Origin of the sequence: Curtobacterium sp. Curtsp57 (genome assembly GCF_047324335.1) — a bacterium.
Taxonomy (GTDB): Bacteria; Actinomycetota; Actinomycetes; order Actinomycetales; family Microbacteriaceae; genus Curtobacterium.
Map to the genome: position 1 here is coordinate 3,065,552 of NZ_CP168511.1, position 19,929 is coordinate 3,085,480.

The 19,929-nt window shown below is 70.6% G+C and carries 19 protein-coding genes; 13 read left to right on the forward strand and 6 right to left on the reverse strand.

Annotation, left to right across the window (positions count from 1 at the left end):
- Window positions 1–23 precede the first annotated feature (23 nt).
- On the forward strand, window positions 24–746 hold the full coding sequence (locus ACEN9V_RS14815) for an SDR family oxidoreductase (protein ID WP_413600935.1): 723 nt from the start codon (window positions 24–26) through the stop codon (window positions 744–746).
- Between the two features lie 4 nt (window positions 747–750).
- Here ACEN9V_RS14815 and ACEN9V_RS14820 read toward each other — a convergent pair whose 3' ends face one another.
- Complete coding sequence (locus ACEN9V_RS14820; RefSeq protein WP_413600936.1) at window positions 751–2,121, reverse strand: serine hydrolase domain-containing protein; 1,371 nt, start codon at window positions 2,119–2,121, stop codon at window positions 751–753.
- A gap of 97 nt (window positions 2,122–2,218) precedes the next feature.
- Between ACEN9V_RS14820 and ACEN9V_RS14825 the strand changes: the two genes are divergently transcribed.
- Window positions 2,219–3,370 carry an AI-2E family transporter gene (locus tag ACEN9V_RS14825; protein ID WP_413600937.1) on the forward strand — a complete coding sequence of 384 codons (1,152 nt, stop codon included), beginning with the start codon at window positions 2,219–2,221 and terminating at the stop codon, window positions 3,368–3,370.
- 11 nt (window positions 3,371–3,381) lie between these two features.
- On the forward strand, window positions 3,382–4,203 hold the full coding sequence (gene nadE, locus ACEN9V_RS14830) for an ammonia-dependent NAD(+) synthetase (RefSeq protein ID WP_281265814.1): 822 nt from the start codon (window positions 3,382–3,384) through the stop codon (window positions 4,201–4,203).
- A 22-nt stretch (window positions 4,204–4,225) separates the two neighbouring features.
- On the opposite strand, the gene ACEN9V_RS14835 is transcribed toward nadE, so the two are convergent.
- Window positions 4,226–4,924, reverse strand: a complete 699-nt coding sequence (locus tag ACEN9V_RS14835; protein ID WP_413600938.1) for an SDR family oxidoreductase — start codon at window positions 4,922–4,924, stop codon at window positions 4,226–4,228.
- Window positions 4,925–5,017: 93 nt separating this feature from the next.
- Here ACEN9V_RS14835 and ACEN9V_RS14840 point away from each other — a divergent pair, with 93 nt between their 5' ends.
- Window positions 5,018–5,596: a TetR/AcrR family transcriptional regulator gene (locus ACEN9V_RS14840; protein ID WP_413600939.1), complete on the forward strand. Its 579-nt coding sequence runs from the start codon at window positions 5,018–5,020 to the stop codon at window positions 5,594–5,596.
- Between the two features lie 46 nt (window positions 5,597–5,642).
- On the opposite strand, the gene ACEN9V_RS14845 is transcribed toward ACEN9V_RS14840, so the two are convergent.
- From ACEN9V_RS14845 to ACEN9V_RS14855, 3 genes are all read right to left on the reverse strand, one after another.
- Window positions 5,643–7,007 carry an NtaA/DmoA family FMN-dependent monooxygenase gene (locus ACEN9V_RS14845; protein WP_413600940.1) on the reverse strand — a complete coding sequence of 455 codons (1,365 nt, stop codon included), beginning with the start codon at window positions 7,005–7,007 and terminating at the stop codon, window positions 5,643–5,645.
- Between the two features lie 135 nt (window positions 7,008–7,142).
- Window positions 7,143–7,661 carry a hypothetical protein gene (locus tag ACEN9V_RS14850; protein WP_413600941.1) on the reverse strand — a complete coding sequence of 173 codons (519 nt, stop codon included), beginning with the start codon at window positions 7,659–7,661 and terminating at the stop codon, window positions 7,143–7,145.
- A gap of 149 nt (window positions 7,662–7,810) precedes the next feature.
- Window positions 7,811–8,752: a phosphotransferase gene (locus tag ACEN9V_RS14855; RefSeq protein ID WP_413600942.1), complete on the reverse strand. Its 942-nt coding sequence runs from the start codon at window positions 8,750–8,752 to the stop codon at window positions 7,811–7,813.
- A gap of 190 nt (window positions 8,753–8,942) precedes the next feature.
- Here ACEN9V_RS14855 and ACEN9V_RS14860 point away from each other — a divergent pair, with 190 nt between their 5' ends.
- The 9 genes from ACEN9V_RS14860 (at window position 8,943) to ACEN9V_RS14900 (ending at window position 19,516) form a co-directional block, all read left to right on the forward strand.
- Complete coding sequence (locus ACEN9V_RS14860; RefSeq protein WP_413600943.1) at window positions 8,943–11,108, forward strand: MDR family MFS transporter; 2,166 nt, start codon at window positions 8,943–8,945, stop codon at window positions 11,106–11,108.
- A gap of 59 nt (window positions 11,109–11,167) precedes the next feature.
- Window positions 11,168–11,773 (forward strand): TetR/AcrR family transcriptional regulator, encoded by a 606-nt coding sequence (locus ACEN9V_RS14865; RefSeq protein WP_413600944.1) that lies wholly within the window; start codon window positions 11,168–11,170, stop codon window positions 11,771–11,773.
- A 522-nt stretch (window positions 11,774–12,295) separates the two neighbouring features.
- Window positions 12,296–13,624 (forward strand): enolase C-terminal domain-like protein, encoded by a 1,329-nt coding sequence (locus ACEN9V_RS14870; RefSeq protein ID WP_413600945.1) that lies wholly within the window; start codon window positions 12,296–12,298, stop codon window positions 13,622–13,624.
- 43 nt (window positions 13,625–13,667) lie between these two features.
- Window positions 13,668–14,906, forward strand: a complete 1,239-nt coding sequence (locus ACEN9V_RS14875) for an ABC transporter substrate-binding protein (RefSeq protein ID WP_413600946.1) — start codon at window positions 13,668–13,670, stop codon at window positions 14,904–14,906.
- Window positions 14,907–15,005: 99 nt separating this feature from the next.
- The gene (locus ACEN9V_RS14880; protein ID WP_413600947.1) at window positions 15,006–15,980 is read left to right on the forward strand and encodes a carbohydrate ABC transporter permease; all 975 of its coding nucleotides are present in this window, start codon (window positions 15,006–15,008) and stop codon (window positions 15,978–15,980) included.
- Entirely contained in the window at window positions 15,973–16,887 is a 915-nt protein-coding gene (locus ACEN9V_RS14885; protein WP_413600948.1) for a carbohydrate ABC transporter permease, read from the forward strand. The genes ACEN9V_RS14880 and ACEN9V_RS14885 overlap by 8 nt, the downstream gene beginning before the upstream one ends.
- Window positions 16,888–16,920: 33 nt before the next feature.
- Window positions 16,921–18,246 (forward strand): alpha-L-fucosidase, encoded by a 1,326-nt coding sequence (locus tag ACEN9V_RS14890; protein WP_413600949.1) that lies wholly within the window; start codon window positions 16,921–16,923, stop codon window positions 18,244–18,246.
- A complete protein-coding gene (locus ACEN9V_RS14895) occupies window positions 18,246–18,566 on the forward strand; it encodes an L-rhamnose mutarotase (protein WP_281265798.1) in 321 nt (106 codons plus the stop codon). The genes ACEN9V_RS14890 and ACEN9V_RS14895 overlap by 1 nt, the downstream gene beginning before the upstream one ends.
- On the forward strand, window positions 18,563–19,516 hold the full coding sequence (locus ACEN9V_RS14900) for an aldo/keto reductase (RefSeq protein ID WP_413600950.1): 954 nt from the start codon (window positions 18,563–18,565) through the stop codon (window positions 19,514–19,516). Before ACEN9V_RS14895 ends, ACEN9V_RS14900 begins: the two co-directional genes overlap by 4 nt.
- 87 nt (window positions 19,517–19,603) lie before the next feature.
- Here the strand turns inward: ACEN9V_RS14900 and ACEN9V_RS14905 are convergent, their stop codons facing one another.
- A complete protein-coding gene (locus ACEN9V_RS14905) occupies window positions 19,604–19,882 on the reverse strand; it encodes a GlsB/YeaQ/YmgE family stress response membrane protein (RefSeq protein ID WP_281265797.1) in 279 nt (92 codons plus the stop codon).
- Between the last annotated feature and the right edge of the window lie 47 nt (window positions 19,883–19,929).

Sequence of the window (19,929 nt, forward strand, 5' to 3'; positions counted from 1 at the left end):
GGGCGCGGACCGAGGATCGGAGCATGACAACAGCAACGACCGCCCTGGTCACCGGGGCGAACAAGGGGATCGGCTTCGCGATCGCGGAATCGCTCGGGAGGCTCGGCCTGCGTGTCGTCGTCGGCGCACGGAACGAGACGGCCGGTTCGGACGCCGCGGCCCGGTTGGCCGCCGAGGGGATCGACGCGACGAGCGTGCGGATCGACGTCTCGAGCGACGAGAGCGTCGCGGCTGCGGCACGCGAGCTCGAGGAGCGGTTCGGCACGCTCGACGTGCTCGTCAACAACGCGGGGATCTCGGGACCGTTCGACCCCGTCACGTGGGGGCAGGACCCGACGACGATGGACCTCGACGACCTCCGGACGGTCGTCGACACGAACGTGTACGGCGTGATCCGCGTGACGAACGCGATGCTGCCGATGCTCCGCCGGTCCGAGCACCCGAGGATCGTGAACACGTCGAGCAGCATGGGCTCGCTCGAGCGGCAGCCGGGTCCGGTGATGGGCGTGTACTCGTCGTCGAAGACCTTCCTCAACGGCATCACGGTGCAGTACGCGCGGGCGTTCCAGGACACCCCGGTCATCGTGAACGCCGCGTGCCCCGGGCTCGTCGCGACCGACTTCAACGGGTTCGCCGGGGACCGGTCGCCCGAGCAGGGCGCCGCGACGGCCGTCCGGCTCGCGACCCTGCCCGACGACGGACCCCGTGGCGGGTTCTTCGACGACGGCGGCGTCGTCCCCTGGTGACGCGCTAGTCGGCCGTCGGGCGGTGCAGGGTGGCGACCGTGTCGTGCAGCGGCTCGGTCGCCCACCGTGCCGCGAACGTCCGGTCCCCGGCGTCGAGGCGGACCCACAGCAGGTGCGGGGTGTCGACGAACCGGACGGCGACCAGCACGCGTCCGTCGTCGTCGGTCGCGGCGCCCGCCGCGGTCGAGCCGTCGACGGCCCACTCGTCCTCGCCGACGACGGCACGCACGGCGGAGCCGTCCTGGTGCAGCGTCACCACCCACCGCTCGCCGTCCTGCTCGAGCACCACGGACTCCAGGCCGGGGACCCCGGAACGGGACGCGCGTGCGTAGGTGCCACGAGCCTCCAGGCCGAGCCGCCCACCGGGCACCGGCCGCAACGCGAGCGCGGACAGGTCCACGGTGTCCGCCGGGCCGTCGCGGTCGATCGCCGGCAGCAGGTGCTCCCACACCGCGTCGAGGACCGCCTGCATGTCGGTGCTCTGGCCGGTCATGGCGACGACGACGTCGTGCTCCGGCAGCACGACGCAGAACTGGCCGTACGCGCCGTCGCCGCGGAAGCCGTGCCGAGCCATCCAGAACTGGTAGCCGTAGCCCTGGCTCCAGTCCGGGTTCTCCTCACCCGGGTTCGCGACCTGCGTGCGGGTGGCCGCCTCGACCCAGTCCTCGTCGAGGATCCGCTCGCCGTCCCACACGCCGCGCTGCAGGTACAGCTGGCCGAGCTTCGCGATCGACTCCGTCGTGGCGTAGCAGCCGCTGAAGCCGAGCTCCTTGCCGTGCTCGTCCTGCTTCCAGGACACCTGCTCGATGCCGAGGGGATCGAACAGGCGCGGGCGCAGGTACGCGACGAGGGAGGTCCCGCTCGCCCGGCGGACGATCTCTGCGAGCGTGTACGTGCAGGGCTGGTTGTAGGCGAAGACGGTGCCGGGGTCCTCGTCGGGAGGGAGCAGGAGGAAGCCTCGGACGATGTCCGTCGGGTCGATCGCACGCGCCCGGTCGAGGGTCTCCTCGCGGTGGCCGCTCGACATCGCCAGGATGTTCCGCAGCGTCATGGACCGGCTGCGCGCGTCGGTGACCTCCGCGTCCAGTTCGGGGAAGTGGCTGACGACGGTGCTGTCCAGGTCGACGATGCCCTCGCGGCTCGCGATGCCGACGGCCGCCGCGGTGAAGCTCTTGCTCAGCGAGTACAGCAGGTGCGGTCGGTCGGCGGAGTACGGCGTCCACCACCCCTCGGCGGCGACCTGCCCGTGCCGGAGCACCATGAGGCCGTGCGGTTCGACGCCTGGCGCTGCCTCCAGTGCACGGACGAGGGCGTCGATGCCGGAGGCGTCGATGCCGAGGGCGGACGGGGAGCTGCGCGGGAACGTCGTCGTCACGACCCTGAGCGTATCCACCGACACCCTGACATCATCGGGGGGAGCGTTCGACCGCCGATCGCGCCGCACGTCAGCGACGTCACCGACAAGGACCACCATGCCCCTCTTCCGAACGTCAGCACCCGAGCCCGTCGAAGCGGTCGCCGGCCCCAGGAAAGCGTGGTCCGACTCGTTCGGCCGGCTCGCGACGCGGTGCCTGCAGGTGATCATCGTGCTCGTCATCGTCGCCGGGATCGTCTTCGCCGCGAGCACGCTGAGCGTCGTCACCATCCCCGTGCTGATCGCGCTCATCATCGCGTCCGCGATGCACCCCGTCGTGTCCTGGCTCCGGAAGCACCGGGTGCCGTCGGTCCTCGCGACGCTGGCGGTGCTCCTCGGGGTGCTCGTCGTGCTCGGGCTCCTCGGCTGGCTCATCGTCGTCGCCGTCGAGAACCAGTGGTCCGACCTGCAGGACTCCGCCGTCGACGGCTTCCAGCAGCTGCAGGGCTGGGTGACGTCGCTGCCGATCTCGATCTCGCACTCGCAGATCCAGGACGCCACGAAGACCGTCACCGACTTCATCACGAGCGCCCAGTTCGGGTCCGGCGCACTCGCCGGGGCGTCGGCGACGGCGAACTTCCTCACCGGGCTCGTCCTGATGATCGTCGTGCTGTTCTTCTTCCTCAAGGACGGCCCGCGGATCTGGGAGTTCCTGCTCCGTCCGTTCTCGGGGTCCGGCTACGCGCGTGCCCGTCGCGTCGGGGACCGTGTCGTGTCGACGCTCGGCGGCTACGTCCGTGGGACGGCGGCGGTGGCGGCCGTCGACGCCATCGGCATCGGGGTCGGCATCGCGATCGTCGGCGTGCCGCTCGCGCTGCCCCTGGCGGTCGTCGTGTTCATCACCGCCTTCATCCCGATCGTCGGTGCCACCGCTGCCGGGATCCTCGCCGCGCTCGTCGCCCTGGTCGCGCTCGGGCCGGTGCAGGCCCTCGTCGTGGTCGGCATCGTGGTCCTCGTGAACCAGCTCGAGGGCAACTTCCTCCAGCCGGTGCTGATGGGCCGGACGCTCAAGCTGCACGGCCTCGTGATCCTGGTCGGCCTGACCGCCGGGACCGTCCTCGCCGGCATCACGGGTGCCGTGATGTCCGTGCCGCTCCTCGCCGCGGCATGGGGTGCCGTGCAGGTCTGGGACGGCCCGGACCAGCCCGCTCGGATGTGGCGGCAGAAGCGGTCCGAGGACGTGGCCGTGAAGGCGCGCGCCCAACGGTGAATACTGGGCACGTGCGTGAACTGCAAGCCGCCATCGCCGCGGCCCTCGACGTCCAGCCGACCATCGACCCGGCCGAGGAGGTGTCGCGTCGCGTCGGCTTCCTGCGCGACTACCTGACGACGACCGGCGCGAAGGGCCTCGTCCTCGCGATCAGCGGCGGGCAGGACTCGACCCTCGCCGGACGGCTCTCCCAGCTCGCGGTCGAGTCGCTCCGCGCCGACGGGCACGACGTCTCCTTCACCACGGTGCGGATGCCGTACCGGGTGCAGGCGGACGAGGACGACGCCCAGCTCGCGCTGCAGTTCATCGCCGCGGAGCCTGGCATCACCGTGAACATCGAGCACGGTGTCGACGGGGTCGTCCAGGACACGACCGGCGCGGGCGTCGAGCTCAGCGACTTCGTGAAGGGCAACGTCAAGGCCCGGATGCGCATGGTTGCCCAGTACGCGGTCGCCGGGCAGCGCGGGCTCATCGTCGTCGGGACCGACCACGCGGCAGAGGCCGTGACCGGGTTCTTCACGAAGTACGGCGACGGCGGCGTCGACATCACGCCGCTGACCGGGCTGACGAAGAGCCAGGGGCGGCAGCTCCTCGAGCACCTGGGCGCCCCGGCCCGGCTGTACGAGAAGGCGCCGACCGCCGACCTGCTCGACGACCTCCCCGGACAGACGGACGAGGCGAACCTGGGCCTGAGCTACGCCGAGATCGACGCGTACCTGCAGGGGCACGACGTCCCCGTCGAGGTCGCCGAGGCGATCGAGGCCCGGTACCGCGCCACCGAGCACAAGCGCCGGGTCCCCGCGACCCCGTTCGACACCTGGTGGCGCTCGTAGCGGGCGTCGTGGGTGGGAAGCGTCAGCCGGCGAGGGCGGTGTAGCGCTCGCTGACCGGCGCGCCGAGCGATGCACGCACCGTGCGGGTGAGCTCGTCCGCCAGGACCTCGTGCTCGCCGGACTCCACGCCGTCGAACACCGCCGTCACGACCTCCTCCGGGGTGTTCTTCGGAGCGTCGACGCCGTCCGTCATCGCGGTGTCGGTGTACCCGAGGTAGGCGCCGACGACCTGTACGCCGTCGCTCGCCAGTTCGAGCCGCGTGGAGTCCGTCGCGGACCAGAGCCCGGCCTTCGAGACGCCGTACGCGCCGCTGCCGGCGAGCCAGCTGAGGATCGACGCGACGTTGACGACCGTGCCGTGCGCCGCGCGGAGCAGGGGCGCGAAGGCACGCGTGACCAGGAGCGGCCCGATCAGGTTCGTCTCGATCTGCGCGCGGATGTCGTCGAGCGGGCCGTCGACGAGTCCGCCAGCACGCAGCAGACCGGCGTTGTTCACGACCACCGTGACGTCGCTCGCCTCGGCAGCGGCACGGGTGACCGATGCCTCGTCCGTCACGTCGAGCACCAGGGGGACGATGCGTGCGTCCTCCCAGTCGCGGGGGCGTCGCGCTGCGGCGTACACCTTCGTCGCGCCGCGCTCGAGCGCCTGGCGCACGAACTCCGTGCCGAGGCCGCCGTTCGCGCCCGTGACGAGGACGATCTGTCCGTTGAGTCCGGTCATGGTGGGTTCCTTCCGTCGGGGCGCCGGTCGACGCCGCTGTGAAGGTGATCAATATGACCGGTCGTCTTATTCCCCGGATGAGAAGATCGACCCATGCCCCGAGCCAGTCTCCGCGACGCGATCGTCGACGCCGCAGTCGTCGAGTTCCACCAGCACGGCTACGCGGGGACCGGCGTGGCCGCGATCACGGGTGCCGCGGGGGCGCCGAAGGGCTCGTTCTACAACCACTTCCGGTCGAAGGCCGACCTCGCGATCGTCGCGGCCGACCGGTTCGCCGCGGCGTCGCCGATCGGGATGGTCGTCGACGACTCGGTGCCGCGCGCGCTCGACCGGATCACCGGCTACTTCGACGCGATGCTCGAACGGCTGGCGGGGATCGAGTTCCGGTACGGGTGCCTGCTCGGGAACCTCGCGATCGACACCGCGACGGACGAGCCCGACGTCGCGGCACACGTCGACGGGGTCTTCGACGAGTGGGTCGCGCAGCTCGCGACGGCCGTACGGCTGGCGCAGGAGCAGGGTGACGTGCCGGGGTCGCTCGATGCCGAGCTCGTCGGTGCGCAGCTCGTCGACCTCTGGGAGGGAGCGGCGCTCCGCGCCAAGGCACGACGTGACGGTGCGCTCACCCGGCGCGTGGTGACGGACGGCGTCCGCCGACTGCTCGGCCGCTGAACGAGCGGACCCTCGCCGGGCCGGTGCCGGACGCGCGCCGGTCTGCTCAGGCGGAGACGCTCGTGTGCCGGTACGTGGCGGCCGGGTGCGATGCGGGGAGCCGAGCCGGGCCTCCCGTCACGCGCTCGCGCAGCGTCTCGCCGTCTGCGTAGCGCTCGGGGAGGCGACCGCGCTCGCGCAGCAGCGGCGTGACGTACGTGCCGAAGTCGCGCACCGTGTCGAACGAGTGGTACTGGCGCAGGTTGATCCCGTCGATGCCGTCGTCGTCGAGCCACCCCTCGATCTGCTCGGTGACCGCCTCCGGCACGCCGGCCGCCCAGAAGGCACCGTTCCACGCCTCGTTCACGCGGTCGATGAGCTCGCCGACCGTGGCGTCGAGCGCGACCCGGCCGACGAGTCGTTCGCCGCCCGCGACGCCCTCGGCCTCGAGGGCGTCGCGGACCGTGCGGTTCCGCGGGTGCGACAGTGCGTCGAAGGGGACGCTGCCGTGGATGAGCGGGCCCTCCTCGCTGGCGAAGGCCTTGTACTGGGCGACCTTGTCCTCGACCTCGCGCTGGGTCGGCGCCGTGATCACCGCTGCCTGCGTGACGAACTTGACGTCCCCGCGGTCGCGACCGGCGCCCTGTGCGGCGTCGCGGACGGCGTCGGCGGTCCGCTGCACGCCGTGGCCGCCGGTGAAGACGACCTCGGCGTGCTTGCCGGCGCGGGCGATGCCGGCGGGGGAGCCCGTCGCCAGGAACAGCGTCGGGGTGCGCTGCAGCGACGGCTCGGACAGGTGCGGTCCGGCGACGCTGAAGTGCTCGCCCACGTGGTCGATCGGGTGGACCTTGCCCGGGTCCGTGTAGACGCCGTTCGCCGCGTCACGGAGGACGGCGCCGTCCTCCCACGAGCCCTCCCACAGCTGGTAGAGGACCTCGAGGTACTCGTCGGCGATCTCGTACCGGGTGTCGTGCGGGATCTCCGTGGCGAGCCCGAAGTTCCGGGCGGCGTTCGGCAGGTAGCTCGTCACGACGTTCCAGCCGACGCGGCCGTTCGTCAGGTGGTCGAGGGTCGACATCCGCCGGGCGAAGGCGAACGGCGGCTCGTAGCTCGTGGAGAACGTGATGCCGAAGCCGATGTGGTCCGTGACGGCGGCCATCGCGGGGACGACGAGCATCGGGTCGTTGTTCGGGATCTGCAGGCCCTCGCGGAGTGCCGGCGCAGCGGAGCCGCCGTACACGTCGTAGGCGCCGAGGACGTCCGCGATGAAGATCGCGTCGAACTGGCCGGCCTCTGCGGTGCGTGCGAGCTCGGTCCAGTACCGGATGTCGTTGTAGCGGTGCCGGTTGTTGCCCGGGATGCGCCAGAGGCCGTGCGTGATGTGTCCGACGCAGTTCATCTCGAACACGTTGAGCAGGAGTCGCTTCGGCATGGGCGCAACGCTACGGAAGGGCTGGCGACGACTGCTCGTTCGTGACCCCGTGTTGCGCGGCGTGCTCCGGTGCGGCGCGGCTACCGCGGTGCGGTGCCCGGCGCAGTGCTGCCCGGCGCGGTGCGGCGCGGCGGGTCAGCGGTCGTCGCGGTGGCGGCCGTCCTGCCGACGGTCGTCGGAGTCACTCCGGTCGGCGTCCACACGGCCGCCACGGTCACCGTGCTCGTCCCGGTCGTACTCGGCGTGGGCGTCGCGTTCGGTCTGGTCGTCCTGCTCGACGCGTGCGGCCGCTTCGTCGGTACCGTCCCGCTCCATGCGGCGGTCCTGGTCCGCGGTCATGCGCTGCTGCCAGACGACCGCACGGGCGGCACCCGCCAGGACGTCGTCCACCGAGCGGTCGGTCTGTGCGGCGAGTGCACCGCTGAGGCCGGCGGCGATGGTGCCGCCTGCGGAGGCGAGGCGCTGGACGACCTCCTCCTGCCGTCGGGTCAGCGGCTCGTCGACCAGGTCGTCCACGGTCTCCCGGATGTTGTCCTCGCTCGCGTCCAAGGCGGCTTCGTCACCGGAGTGCAGGGCTGCTGCCTCGCCGACGACGACGAGTCCCAGGCGTGCGGCGTCGTCCTCCGGACGATTGCTTCCGTTCTCGTCGTTCATCGGTGCGACGGTACGCGCGTGCCCGACGTGTCTCCTGGGTCCTCGAGGTACCCCGATCGGTGCCGACCGTGCTGGCGGCCCCGTCGCGGTTCCCCGACCTGGATGCGCACGGCCGTCGGTGGCCCAGGTCGGCGCGCGTGGGGTTCCGGTCAGTGCCCCCGGCGGAGGAGCCACCGTGCGGCAGCGATGCCCTCTGCCCGCTGGAACGCGCGGATCGTCGGCATGTTCGGCGGTGCGGGGCGGCCGGCCTTCTCGAAGAACATCCCGGCGAGCCCGGCGAGGACCGCGTCGACCGCCTCCGGTGTCGCGCCGCCGAACACCCGGTGCGTCGCCAGGTGGTGTTCGACGTCGACGTCGTCGCCCCGCACCAAGGTGTCGAGCAGGTAGGTGAGCGGGTCGAGCCAGTGCGCGCCGATCCCCGCCCACGGCCAGTCGACCACCCACACGACGCCGTCCGCGTCGACGAGCAGGTTGTCCGCACGGCAGTCGAGGTGGACGAGGTGCTCGCCGTCGACCGCCGCGGCACCGGCGCGCGCGACCGCGGCGAAGTGGGCGGCATGGGCGGCGACGTCGGGTGGGACCACGGGATCGCCCGTCCCGGTGGTGGCGTCGAGCCCGGTCGCCAGCATCCGGTCCCACGCGGCGAACTCCTCGGCGAGGTCCGGTGCGGCACGTGGCAGGTCGGCGAGCGGGCCGGCCGCGACGGGCAGGGTGTCGAGCGCGTCCAGCACGGCGGTGACGTCCGCGCTACCCGGGTGCGCACCGTCCACGTCGTCCAGCACCAGGGCGATCCAGTCGTCGTCGTGCACGGAGGCGCGCAGCGTGCCGAGCAGGCGGGGCGCCTGCACGCTCGGCGGGATGTGGGCCATCACCGTTGCCTCACGCTCGTGGAAGCCGTACCCGTCCGGGTTCGTCCGGCGCGACAGCGTCTTCACGAACGCCCGTCGACCGGAGTCGGCCACCACCCGGTCGGCTCCGCCGGGGGAGTACCCACCGGCCTGCGACTCGGCCGTGACCACCCGACCCCCGAGCATCTCCTCGACCTGCCCCCGCAGCGTCGCCGGTACATCGGTCCAGGTCGTCCGCCCCATGCGTCGACGCTACCTGAGGGTGTGTTCACCAAACGTGCGCAATGGGAAAGTTTGCATTGGCGGCAAACGTGCTTGTGGTGTAAAGTTGCAGCGTCTGCAAGGTTGACCCGCCGCGCAAGCCCCGGCGTCCCTCGCGACCACCACGCACCGACGCGCACCGATCCGCCATCAGCACTCCAGAAGGACCCCCATGTCAACTGCCACCGCACCCGTCGAGGTGCAGCGCGGGCGATCATCAGCACCGGCGAGCACGCCGGGCAAGCCGATCATGTCGCACCGCCAGATCCTCCTCGTCATCTACGGCCTCATGGCCGGGATGTTCCTGTCCTCGCTCGACCAGACGATCGTCGGCACGGCGATCCGCACCATCGGCGACGACCTGCACGGACTCGACCAGCAGGCCTGGGTGACGACCGCGTACCTCATCGCGAGCACGATCACCACGCCGATCTACGGCAAGCTCTCCGACGTCTTCGGTCGTCGCCCGCTCTACATCTTCGGCATCGCGGTCTTCATCCTCGGATCGCTGCTCTCGACCATGTCGACGTCGATGATCATGCTCGCCGCCTTCCGTGCCTTCCAGGGCATCGGTGCCGGCGCGCTGATGTCGCTGCCGCTGGCGATCATGGGCGACATCCTCGCCCCGCGTGAACGTGCCAAGTACCAGGGCTACTTCCTCGCCGTCTTCGGCATCTCCTCGGTCATCGGCCCGCTCATCGGTGGGCTCTTCGCCGGTGCGTCGAGCATCCTCGGAGTCACCGGATGGCGCTGGGTGTTCCTGATCAACGTCCCGATCGGCGTCGGCGCGCTGCTGATGGTCATCGCGTTCCTGCACCTCCCGAAGTTCGGTGACGCCAAGGCGAAGCCGCGCATCGACTGGTGGGGCGCCACCTCGGTCATCGTGACCCTCGTCCCGCTGCTCCTCGTGGCCGAACAGGGCCGCACCTGGGGCTGGGGCTCGGCCGGCGCGATCGCCTGCTACGTGACCGGTGCCGTGGGTCTCGTCGCGTTCCTGGTGATCGAGACGCTGATGAAGGACGACGCGATCATCCCGCTGAAGCTCTTCCGCTCCGGCGTGTTCTCGATGGCGACCATCCTCGGCTTCCTCGTGGGCTTCGCGATGTTCGGCGCCATGCTGACCATCCCGCTGTACCTGCAGATCGTGACCGGGCTGACCCCGACCGAGTCGGGCTTCGCCACGCTGCCGATGATCGGTGGCCTGATGATCGCGTCGATCGCCTCCGGCCAGATCGTCGCCCGCACGGGCAAGTACCGTCAGTTCCCGGTCATCGGGACCGCGCTGGTCTCGATCGGCTACGTCGTCCTGACGTTCATGACGATCGACAAGCCGCTCTGGTTCCTGATGATCGGCATGTTCCTCATCGGGCTCGGCCTCGGTCAGCTCATGCAGAGCATCACGCTCGCCTCGCAGAACTCGGTCCAGCCACGCGACATGGGTGTGGCGACGAGCTCGGCGACGTTCTTCCGCCAGATCGGTGGAACGCTCGGCACCGCGGTGCTCCTGAGCGTCCTGTTCTCGATCATGCCGGCGAACATCGTGCACGCCACGGCCGACAAGCAGAACCTGACCGGTGCGCTCGACGCCGCGCTCAACCCGACCGTCGCGTCGGCGAAGGCCAACCAGGGCGTCATGGACCAGATCTGGAACCCGATCGTCACCCCGATCAAGCAGCAGGTCTCCTCCGGGTTGACCGATGCGACGAGCGCCGCGAAGCAGGCTGCCGACCAGGCCGTCACGCAGCAGGTGACCGCTGGTGTCCAGCAGCAGGTCGCAGCAGGCGCCGTCCCGGCCGCCGCAGCGCAGGGGATCATCGACCAGCAGGTCGCTGCGGCACTGCCTGAGGCGGAGAGCCAGGCGCTCGCCGCTGCCGCCGACAAGGCGCACGCCACGGTCGAGAACGGCGCACTGGTCGTCGACTGGTCCGACAAGGCCGAGCGCACGTACTGGGTCGACCAGGTCGTCCCTGGTGTCGTCAAGCAGATGGACAAGGCATCGTCCTCCACGAGCGGCAGCAGCAGCTCCGAGACGAGCGACACGTCCTACCTCAACGGCGCGGCACCGGCGCTCACGCGGCCGTTCATGACCGGGTTCAACACCTCGGCCGTGACCGTCTACTGGGTCGGGTTCGCCGTGATCCTGCTGGCGTTCGTCCTCAGCTGGTTCTTCAAGGCGCCGCCGCTCCGCAAGAGCTCGGCCCTGCAGGAGCAGGCCGACGCCGACGGCACGGCCGACGACCTCGAGGCCCAGGCCGTGGAGGCCGCGAACACGATGGGCTCGCCGACGGCGCCGTCCACCGGTTCGATCCCCGTCCAGGGTCCGCGTTCAGCGAACTAGGCACCATCGGGGCCTCCCGCAGCACTGCGGGAGGCCCCGACCCGCACCAGGAGCACCCCGTGAGCACCACCGAAGCGCCCGCCACGGACGCCACCGCCACCGACGACGAGCACTGCGGCCTCCGGGAGCGCAAGAAGCAGCGCACCCGGCAGGCCATGCACGAAGCCGCGCTCGCACTCGTCACCGACCGCGGACTCGCGGGCGTCACCGTCGAGGAGATCTGCGCCGAGGCCGGCGTCTCCACCCGGACCTTCTTCAACTACTTTTCCTCGAAGGGGCACGCCGCCCTCGGGCTGCCGGGAACGGCGATCCCGCACCACGCGCGCGAGGCGTTCCTCGCCTCGGACGGGCAGCTCGTCCACGACCTCTGCGACCTCGTCGCGTCCACGGTGGAGCTCCCCGAGGACCGCTCCCGGATGAAGGCGCTCGTCCAGGCCCGCCCCGAGATGGTGCCGACGATGCTGCAGTGGATGGCCGATGCGCGGCTCGCGGTGTACGAGGTCGCGTGCGAACGCACCGACGCGGACACCGCCCGGACGGCCACGACCCTCGTGATGGCCGCGGTCATCGAGACCGCGCACCGCGTCTCCGTCGGCTCGCGTGACGAGCTCGCTGCACGCGTCCGCGGCGTGGTCGCCGAGATGGGCCGGCTCGCCGCGTCCTGAGTCGGTCTGTGCGCCTCCTGGTAGCCCGAGGTGTCACGACGTGCCGCTCACGTCCGCTGACTGGTCGCGAACTGTCGCCTGCCGGCCCGCGAGGCGACGTTTCGTGCCCCTTCGGCGGCACGCCGACGGCTTGTCGTGACCACTCGGCGCGTGTCTGCGGCGGGTCGCGTCGCGACTGCCCGCCGGACGGGAGGCTCGTGTCCGCCCGCCACGGGCCTCCCGTCCGCCGCCCGTCTCTCACTGCCCGAGGTGTCACGACGTGCCGCTCACGTCCGCTGACTGGTCACGAACTGTCGCCTGCCGGCCCGCGGAGCGACGGGTGGTGACCGCTCGGCGGCACACCGACGGCATGTCGTGACTACTCGGCGCGGCCCGGGAGTGCGAACCGGCCCGCAGCCAGTCATCGGGTGGTTGTGGCGGACATGACGCCAGAACGCGACGAAAAAGACGCTTGACGCGGTAGACATCGGATGTTTTGATTGCCTCGTTCGGTCGACGGAGACCGGACGGGCAGGAGACACGATGAGCCGCATCACCGGTCTGCGCGTGCGCGACATCCGGTTCCCGACCTCTCGGGAACACGACGGGTCCGACGCCATGAACCCGGCGCCCGACTACTCCGCCGCGACCGTCGAGATCACGACCGACGCACTCGACGGGCTCGCGGGATCCGCCTTCGTCTTCACCATCGGCCGAGGCAACGAGGTCCAGGAAGCCGCCATCGCCGCACTCCGCGGACACGTCGTCGGTCGCGACGCCGAAGCGCTCCTGGCGGACATGGGCGGCACCTGGCGCGAACTCGTGCACGACTCGCAGCTCCGCTGGCTCGGCCCGGAGAAGGGCGTCATGCACATGGCGATCGGCGCCGTCGTGAACGCCCTCTGGGACCTCAGGGCGAAGCGCGCGGGGGAGCCGCTCTGGGCGCACCTCGCCGGCCTCGCGCCCGAGGAGCTCGTCGACCTGGTGGACTTCCGGTACCTCACCGACGCGATCACCCCCGCCGAGGCGCTCGCGATGCTCCGCGATGCCGAGCCGCTCCGCGCGAGCCGTCGAGCGCGGCTCGAAGCGCAGGGCTACCCGGCGTACACGACCACCCCCGGGTGGCTCGGCTACGACGACGACAAGCTCGCCCGCCTGTGCCGGGAGGCCGTCGACGAGGGCTTCACGCAGATCAAGCTCAAGGTCGGCGGCGACGTCGACGAGGACGTCCGCCGGATGGGGATCGCCCGCGCCGTCGTCGGTCCGGACATCCGGATCGCCGTCGACGCGAACCAGCGGTGGGACGTCGACGAGGCCGTGGCGTGGATCGATCGACTCCGACCGTTCGACATCGCCTGGGTCGAGGAGCCGACGAGCCCCGACGACGTGCTCGCCCACGCCGAGATCGCCCGCCGCATCGCCCCGATCCCGGTCGCGACGGGTGAGCACATGGCGAACCGGGTCATCGCGAAGCAGCTCATCCAGGCCGAGGCGATGCGCGTGCTGCAGATCGACGCGACCCGCGTGGCCGGTGTCAACGAAAACCTCGCGATCCTGCTCCTCGCCGCCAAGTACGGCGTCCGGGTCTGCCCGCACGCCGGCGGTGTCGGGCTCTGCGAGGCCGTGCAGCACCTGTCGATGTTCGACGCCGTGGCGCTGTCCGGCGACCTCGACACCCGCTGCATCGAGTACGTCGACCACCTCCACGAGCACTTCGTGACCCCGGTCGACGTGCACGACGGCCGCTACTGGCCCCCCACCGCTCCCGGAGCCGGCACCGAGATGCTCGCCGACTCCCTCGACACGTACGAGTTCCCCGACGGCCCGGTCTGGTCCGTCGACTCCCCACGCGACGCGGTCCGCGTCGCCTGACCACACCCCCTCACCCGATCACCACGACGAAGTGGAGACTCCGATGCAACGACGACGCATCATCGCCGGGCTCGCGGCAGCAGCAGCCGCGGCCCTCGTGCTCAGCGGCTGTTCCTCCGGCAGCAGCGCCGGCGGGAGCCAGTCGAAGGACGCCCTGACCTGGTCCATGTGGATCGCCGGGAAGGAGGACAAGGCCGCCTGGCAGAAGGTCGCCGACACCGTGAAGAGCGAGGACGGCATCACCCTGACGATCCAGGGCGCTCCGTTCGAGAACTACTTCACGAAGCTCAGCACGCAGCTGAGCGCCGGGAGCGCCCAGTGCGTCGTGAGCATGCAGTCGCTCCGCGCGGCGAACTACACCGAGTCGCTGTTGCCGCTCGACGACCTCGCCAAGAAGGACGGCACGGACCTGTCCGCGTTCGACAGCACGGCGCTCGACGGCATGAAGGTCGACGGGAAGCTCTACGGCCTGCCGTACGACACCGGGCCCATCATGATGTTCTACAACAGGGACCTCTTCAAGCAGGCCGGTGTGGCCGAGCCGCAGCCCGGCTGGACCGTCGACGACTTCGAAGCGGCCGGAGCGGCGCTCAAGGCGAAGGGCATCACCGAGTACGGCTCGACGGTGGCCGACCTCAACCTGGAGTCGATGATCTACGGCTACAACGGCGGCCGGGTGATCACGTCGAGCGGGAAGCTCGACGCGACGAACGCGAAGTTCGCGGACGGCCTGGACTGGATGGCCAGCCTGGTGAAGAAGGGCTACGCGACGCAGGCGTCGTCCGACTCGTCGACACCGGGCAACGACTTCGCCGCGGGCAAGGTCGCGATGTACACCGACGGTCCGTGGTCGCTCATCAGCCAGAAGGCCAAGGTGAAGTTCGACCTCGGCGTGACGACGCTCCCCGCCGGGACGTCCGGGCCGTCGACCTTCGCGGCCGGGTCCGGCTTCGGCGTCTCGAAGCAGTGCAAGTACCCGGAGCAGGCGTTCAAGGCCGTGCAGACGATGACCAGCGAGAAGGTCCTGACCTCGCTCGCCGAGCAGGGACGCGCGTTCCCCGGTCGGACCGCGGCACAGGCCGCCTGGTACTCCAGCGCCGGCATCGAGGGCGCGGAGCCCGCGCTCAAGGCGGCACTCGCGAAGTCGTCGCCGCTGCTCGGCAACAAGCAGAGCGACCAGCTGTCCCAGCTCTTCACGCAGTACGCGCTCCAGGCGGTGAACGGGCAGACCTCCGGCAAGGAGACCATGTCCTCCATCGCGGGCCAGCTCGGCACCCAGTGACCAGCCGACGGACTGGAGGCTCGGCGCACGTCGTGCGCATAGCCTCCAGTCCGTCCCATCCCACCCCCAGGACCGCGCGAACGACGAGGAGGTCGTCGCATGACCACCATCCAGGACCCACCGGCCGCCGCGGCCGTCCCGGCGGTCGCGACCGCCGTGGCGGCCGGCACGGCCACGCCGAACCGGCAGGGCGGCGACCCAGGCCCCGTCGGGCGCCGCACCTGGTGGGGTGCCGCGTTCGCCGCACCGCACTCCATCGGCCTCGTCGTGTTCACGGCGTTCCCGATCATCGCGTCGCTCGTCGTGAGCTTCATGAACTGGCCGACGCTCGGCGCGCGGTCGTTCGCCGGCGTCGAGAACTACGCGCGGCTCTTCGCCGACCCGGTGTTCCGCACGGTCACCCTCAACACCGCGCTGTTCGTGGTGCTGTACGTGCCGCTCAACCTCGTCGTGTCGCTCGGGCTCGCCGCCTGGCTGACGCCGAGGATCGCTGGGCGACACGTCTTCCGGGTGCTGTTCTTCATCCCGACCATCACGCCGATCGTCGCGAACGTCGTGGTGTGGCGGATGCTGTACCAGCCGGGAGGTGCGATCGACGCGACGCTGCAGTCCACCGTCGGGGTGCACGCACCGAACTTCCTCGCCGACGAGCACTGGGCGATGCTCGCGATCGTCGCGATGAGCGTGTGGCAGGGCTTCGGCTACAACATGCTGATCTTCTCGGCGGCGCTCGACGCGGTGCCGGAGAACCAGATCGAGGCCTCGCAGCTCGACGGGGCGAACGCCTGGCAGACCTTCTGGGCGATCAAGTTCCCGCTCATCTCACCGTCGGTGTTCTTCGCGACGATGATGACGCTGATCACCTCGTTCCAGGTGTTCGTGCAGCCGTTCGTCCTCACGAAGGGCGGGCCGGGCACGGCGACCGAGACCCTCGTGCAGTACATCTACAACACGGGCTTCCAGAACCAGCAGCTCGGCCTGGCCTCGGCCGGCGCGTGGGTGCTGTTCGTCATCATCCTCGGGATCACGGCCGTCCAGTTCCTCGGGCAGAAGCGGTGGGTGCACTATGAGTGAAGCGGTCCGCGGTGGCCTCGCCACCACGTCGAACCGGTCGGTCAACCCCCGTGCCGTCGCCAGGACGACCGCAGCACCACGGCCGGGCCGGGTGCGGCACGCCATCGGGTACGCCCTGCTGTGCCTCGTCGCGCTGCTGTTCGTCTCGCCGCTCGTGTACATGGTCGCGACGAGCCTGAAGCCCGCCGACCAGGTGTTCACCACGCCGCCGACGCTCTGGGGCCGCTCGCTCGAGTGGAGCAACTACGTCCAGGCGTTCACCTACCTGCCGTTCGCGCGGTTCATCCTCAACGGGGTGTTCGTCGCGGCGGTCGGCACCGCGATCAACGTCGCCGTGGCCGTGCTCTCCGGGTACGCGTTCTCGCGACTGCGCTGGCGCGGGCGGAACACCGTGTTCATGCTGTTCCTCGTCACGCTGATGATCCCGCAGGACGTCCTCGTCATCCCGATGTACGTGATGATGCAGGGCTTCGGGTGGGTCGACACGTTCCAGGCGCTGATCATCCCGTGGGCGTTCACCGCGCTCGGCGCCTTCCTGATCCGGCAGTTCTTCCTCACCGTGCCGCAGGAGCTCGACGACGCCGCACGGGTGGACGGCGCCGGACCCGTCCGCACCTTCTTCTCGGTGATGATGCCGCTCGCCCGCCCGACGATGGCCGTGCTCGCGGTGTTCTCGTTCATCTCGTACTGGAACTCGTTCCTCTGGCCCCTCGTCGTCGTGAACGACGTGGAGGCCCACGGCACCATCCCGCTCGGCCTGCAGCAGTTCTTCGGGCAGCAGGGCTCCGAGTGGAACCTCGTCATGGCCGCCTCGGTCATCTCGATGCTGCCGACCGTCATCCTGCTCGTCCTGCTCCAGAAGCACCTCGTCAAGGGCATCGTCACCTCCGGCCTCGGCGGCCGGTGACGTGCTGCACTCCTGAAAGGAACACTGGCCACCATGACCATCACCGCACCCGCAGAGCCGCAGGTCGACCCCGCCGCCAGCGGCCTGCCCGCCTGGTTCACCCACGACCGCTTCGGCATGTTCATCCACTGGGGGCTCTACGCCCTGCCCGCCCGGCACGAGTGGGTGAAGAACCGCGAGCGGATCACCGACGAGGACTACCAGAAGTACTTCGACCACTTCGACCCCGACCTGTTCGACGCCGCCGACTGGGCTCGGCGTGCGCGGGAGGCCGGCATGAAGTACGTCGTGCTCACCACGAAGCACCACGAGGGGTTCGCGCTCTGGGACTCGGCGCTGACGGACTACAAGGCGACGAACACGCCGTTCGGCCGGGACATCGTCCGCGAGTTCGTCGACGCCGTCCGCGCCGAGGGGCTCCGGGTCGGGTTCTACCACTCGCTCATCGACTGGCACCACCCGGACTTCACCATCGACGGGGTACACCCGCGACGGGACGACGGCGAATCCGCCATCGCGGCGCTCAACGAGGGCCGGGACATGGCGCGGTACCGGGAGTACCTGCACGGACAGGTGACGGAGCTGCTGACCGACTACGGACGGATCGACTACCTGTTCTACGACTTCTCGTACCGGGACAACGACCACGAGGACATCTGGGGCGGCAAGGGCCGCGACGACTGGGGGTCCTCGGAGCTGTTGGAGCTGACCCGTCGGCTCCAGCCCGGCATCATCGTCAACGACCGGCTCGACCTGCCGGGCGACATCGTCACGCCGGAGCAGTACCAGCCGGACAAGCCGATGGAGGTCGACGGGGTCCAGGTGCCGTGGGAGGCCTGCCAGACCCTCAACGGCTCGTGGGGCTACGACCGCGACAACCTCAACGTGAAGAGCACCGACCTGCTCGTCCGGATGCTCGTCGACGGGGTGTCGAACAACGGGAACATGCTCCTCAACGTCGGACCCACCGGTCGCGGCGAGTTCGACGGGGTCGCCCGGACGGCGCTCGCCGAGATCGGTTCGTGGATGGACCGGCACGCACGGTCGGTGTACGGCGCGGGGCCCTCGTCCTTCCGGGCACCCGCTGGCACGGTCTACACGCAGAACGGCAACCGGCTGTACCTGCACCTGTTCACGTGGCCGTTCGAGCACGTGCACCTGCCCGACCTCGCCGGGCGCGTCGAGTACGCGCAGCTGTTGAACGACGCGTCCGAGATCCACTACCGCGAGATCCCGCCGGGGACCCGGGCGCAGAACACCGGGCTCGGTGGGCAGCCCGCGGGGACGCTGACCCTGACGCTGCCGATCGTCCGACCGGACGTCGCCGTGCCCGTCGTCGAGCTGTTCCTCCGCGACTGATGCAGCGGATCCTCTCGCGGACGCGACTGCGGAGCGGGGCGGAGGCGGAGTACGACCGCGTGCACGCCGCCGTCCCGACGGCGCTGGCCGACCGGCTCCGTGCCGCCGGGGTGTCGAACTGGAGCATCTGGCGCGACGGCCAGGACCTCGTCCACCTGATCGAGGTCGCCGACTACCGGGCGATGCGTCGCTCGTTGGCGGACGACCCCGTGAACGCCGAGTGGCAGGCCGTGATCAACCCCCTGCTCGAGGCCGACGACGACTACTCCGGGAACGACGACGGGGTCCCGCTCGTGTGGACCCTGGCGAGTCAGCCGTGAGCGTGCCGTTCGACCTCGACGTCGGGCCCTTCTGGCTCGGGTGCGCCGGGATCGGGAACCTGCTGCGGGAGGTGTCCGACGAGGACGCCCGCGCCACGGTCGACGCCGCGTGGGACGCCGGGGTGCGCGGGTTCGACACCGCGCCGCACTACGGGGTCGGGCTGTCCGAACGGCGGCTCGGGGCGGCGCTCGCCGGGCGGCCGCGGGACTCGTACCGGGTGTCGACGAAGGTCGGGAGGCTCCTGGTACCTGGTCCGGGTGACGGGGTCGACGCGGACGGGTTCGCGGTGCCGGACGACCCCGTGCGGCAGTGGGACCCCTCGGCATCGGGGGTCCGTCGGTCGCTCGACGAGTCCCTCGTGCGGCTCGGGCTCGACCACGTCGACGTCGCGTACCTGCACGACCCCGACGTGTACTCGCTGTCCGATGGGCTGACCCAGGCGCTGCCGGCGCTCGCGAGCCTGCGGGACGAGGGCGTCGTGCAGGCCGTCGGGGTCGGCTCGAACTCGGTGTCGGCGCTGTCGGCCGCCGTGGACACGGGCATCTGCGACGTGATCATGCTCGCCGGGCGGTACACGCTGCTCGAACAGCCGGCGGCGGAGCTGGTCTCCCGGTGCGCCTCGCTCGGGGTGGACGTGGTCGCGGTCGGGGTCTACAACTCGGGGCTCCTGAGCAACCCGCTCCCCGCACCGGGCACCACGTACGACTACGCCCCGGCCCCGACGCCGCTGGTCGATCGGGCCCGGGCGCTCGCCGCGGTCTGCTCGCGGCACGGGGTGACGCTGCCGGAGGCCGCGCTCGCGTTCCCGCGCCGGGCACCAGCGGTCCGCACGGTCGCCGTCGGTGCCCAGTCGGCAGCGCAGGTGCGTGAGAACGCCGCTCGTGCCGCGGTGTCCGTCCCCGACGCGCTCTGGGCCGACCTGGAGGCGGCGGCGCTCCTGCCCGCTTGACCTCGTCGCGCCCCGCAACGAACATCGCGCCCCGTCGAGACGGGGCGCGATGTTCGTGCGGGGGCGCGATCAGCGCCGAGGCAGACCCTAGCTGCGAGCCGACTTGCGGCCGGTGACGCGCAGGTAGATGAACAGCACGATGATCGCGCCGATGATCGAACCGATGATGCCGGCCGGCTGGAAGAAGCCGTCCATCGGGTCGTGCTGGAAGATCAGGAAGCCGAGGAAGCCCCCGACGAACGAGCCGATGATGCCGAGCAGGATGGTCATCGGGATCGAGATGTGCTGCTTGCCGGGCATGACCAGTCGCGCGATGGCGCCGGCGATGAGTCCGATGATGATCAAGCTGATGATGAGACCGAGCACGGTGTCCTCCTCGTGGGTGCGGTTGCCGCGGCATGGTTGCCGGAGTC

Excerpts from the sequence above, each read along its gene's own strand:
- ACEN9V_RS14815 (WP_413600935.1), top strand. The coding sequence starts at position 24 with ATGACAACAGCAACGACCGCCCTGGTCACCGGGGCGAACAAGGGGATC.
- ACEN9V_RS14825 (WP_413600937.1), top strand. The coding sequence starts at position 2,219 with ATGCCCCTCTTCCGAACGTCAGCACCCGAGCCCGTCGAAGCGGTCGCC.
- ACEN9V_RS14835 (WP_413600938.1), bottom strand. The coding sequence starts at position 4,924 with ATGACCGGACTCAACGGACAGATCGTCCTCGTCACGGGCGCGAACGGC.
- ACEN9V_RS14840 (WP_413600939.1), top strand. The coding sequence starts at position 5,018 with ATGCCCCGAGCCAGTCTCCGCGACGCGATCGTCGACGCCGCAGTCGTC.
- ACEN9V_RS14845 (WP_413600940.1), bottom strand. The coding sequence starts at position 7,007 with ATGCCGAAGCGACTCCTGCTCAACGTGTTCGAGATGAACTGCGTCGGA.
- ACEN9V_RS14850 (WP_413600941.1), bottom strand. The coding sequence starts at position 7,661 with ATGAACGACGAGAACGGAAGCAATCGTCCGGAGGACGACGCCGCACGC.
- ACEN9V_RS14855 (WP_413600942.1), bottom strand. The coding sequence starts at position 8,752 with ATGGGGCGGACGACCTGGACCGATGTACCGGCGACGCTGCGGGGGCAG.
- ACEN9V_RS14860 (WP_413600943.1), top strand. The coding sequence starts at position 8,943 with ATGTCAACTGCCACCGCACCCGTCGAGGTGCAGCGCGGGCGATCATCA.
- ACEN9V_RS14870 (WP_413600945.1), top strand. The coding sequence starts at position 12,296 with ATGAGCCGCATCACCGGTCTGCGCGTGCGCGACATCCGGTTCCCGACC.
- ACEN9V_RS14875 (WP_413600946.1), top strand. The coding sequence starts at position 13,668 with ATGCAACGACGACGCATCATCGCCGGGCTCGCGGCAGCAGCAGCCGCG.
- ACEN9V_RS14880 (WP_413600947.1), top strand. The coding sequence starts at position 15,006 with ATGACCACCATCCAGGACCCACCGGCCGCCGCGGCCGTCCCGGCGGTC.
- ACEN9V_RS14885 (WP_413600948.1), top strand. The coding sequence starts at position 15,973 with ATGAGTGAAGCGGTCCGCGGTGGCCTCGCCACCACGTCGAACCGGTCG.
- ACEN9V_RS14890 (WP_413600949.1), top strand. The coding sequence starts at position 16,921 with ATGACCATCACCGCACCCGCAGAGCCGCAGGTCGACCCCGCCGCCAGC.
- ACEN9V_RS14895 (WP_281265798.1), top strand. The coding sequence starts at position 18,246 with ATGCAGCGGATCCTCTCGCGGACGCGACTGCGGAGCGGGGCGGAGGCG.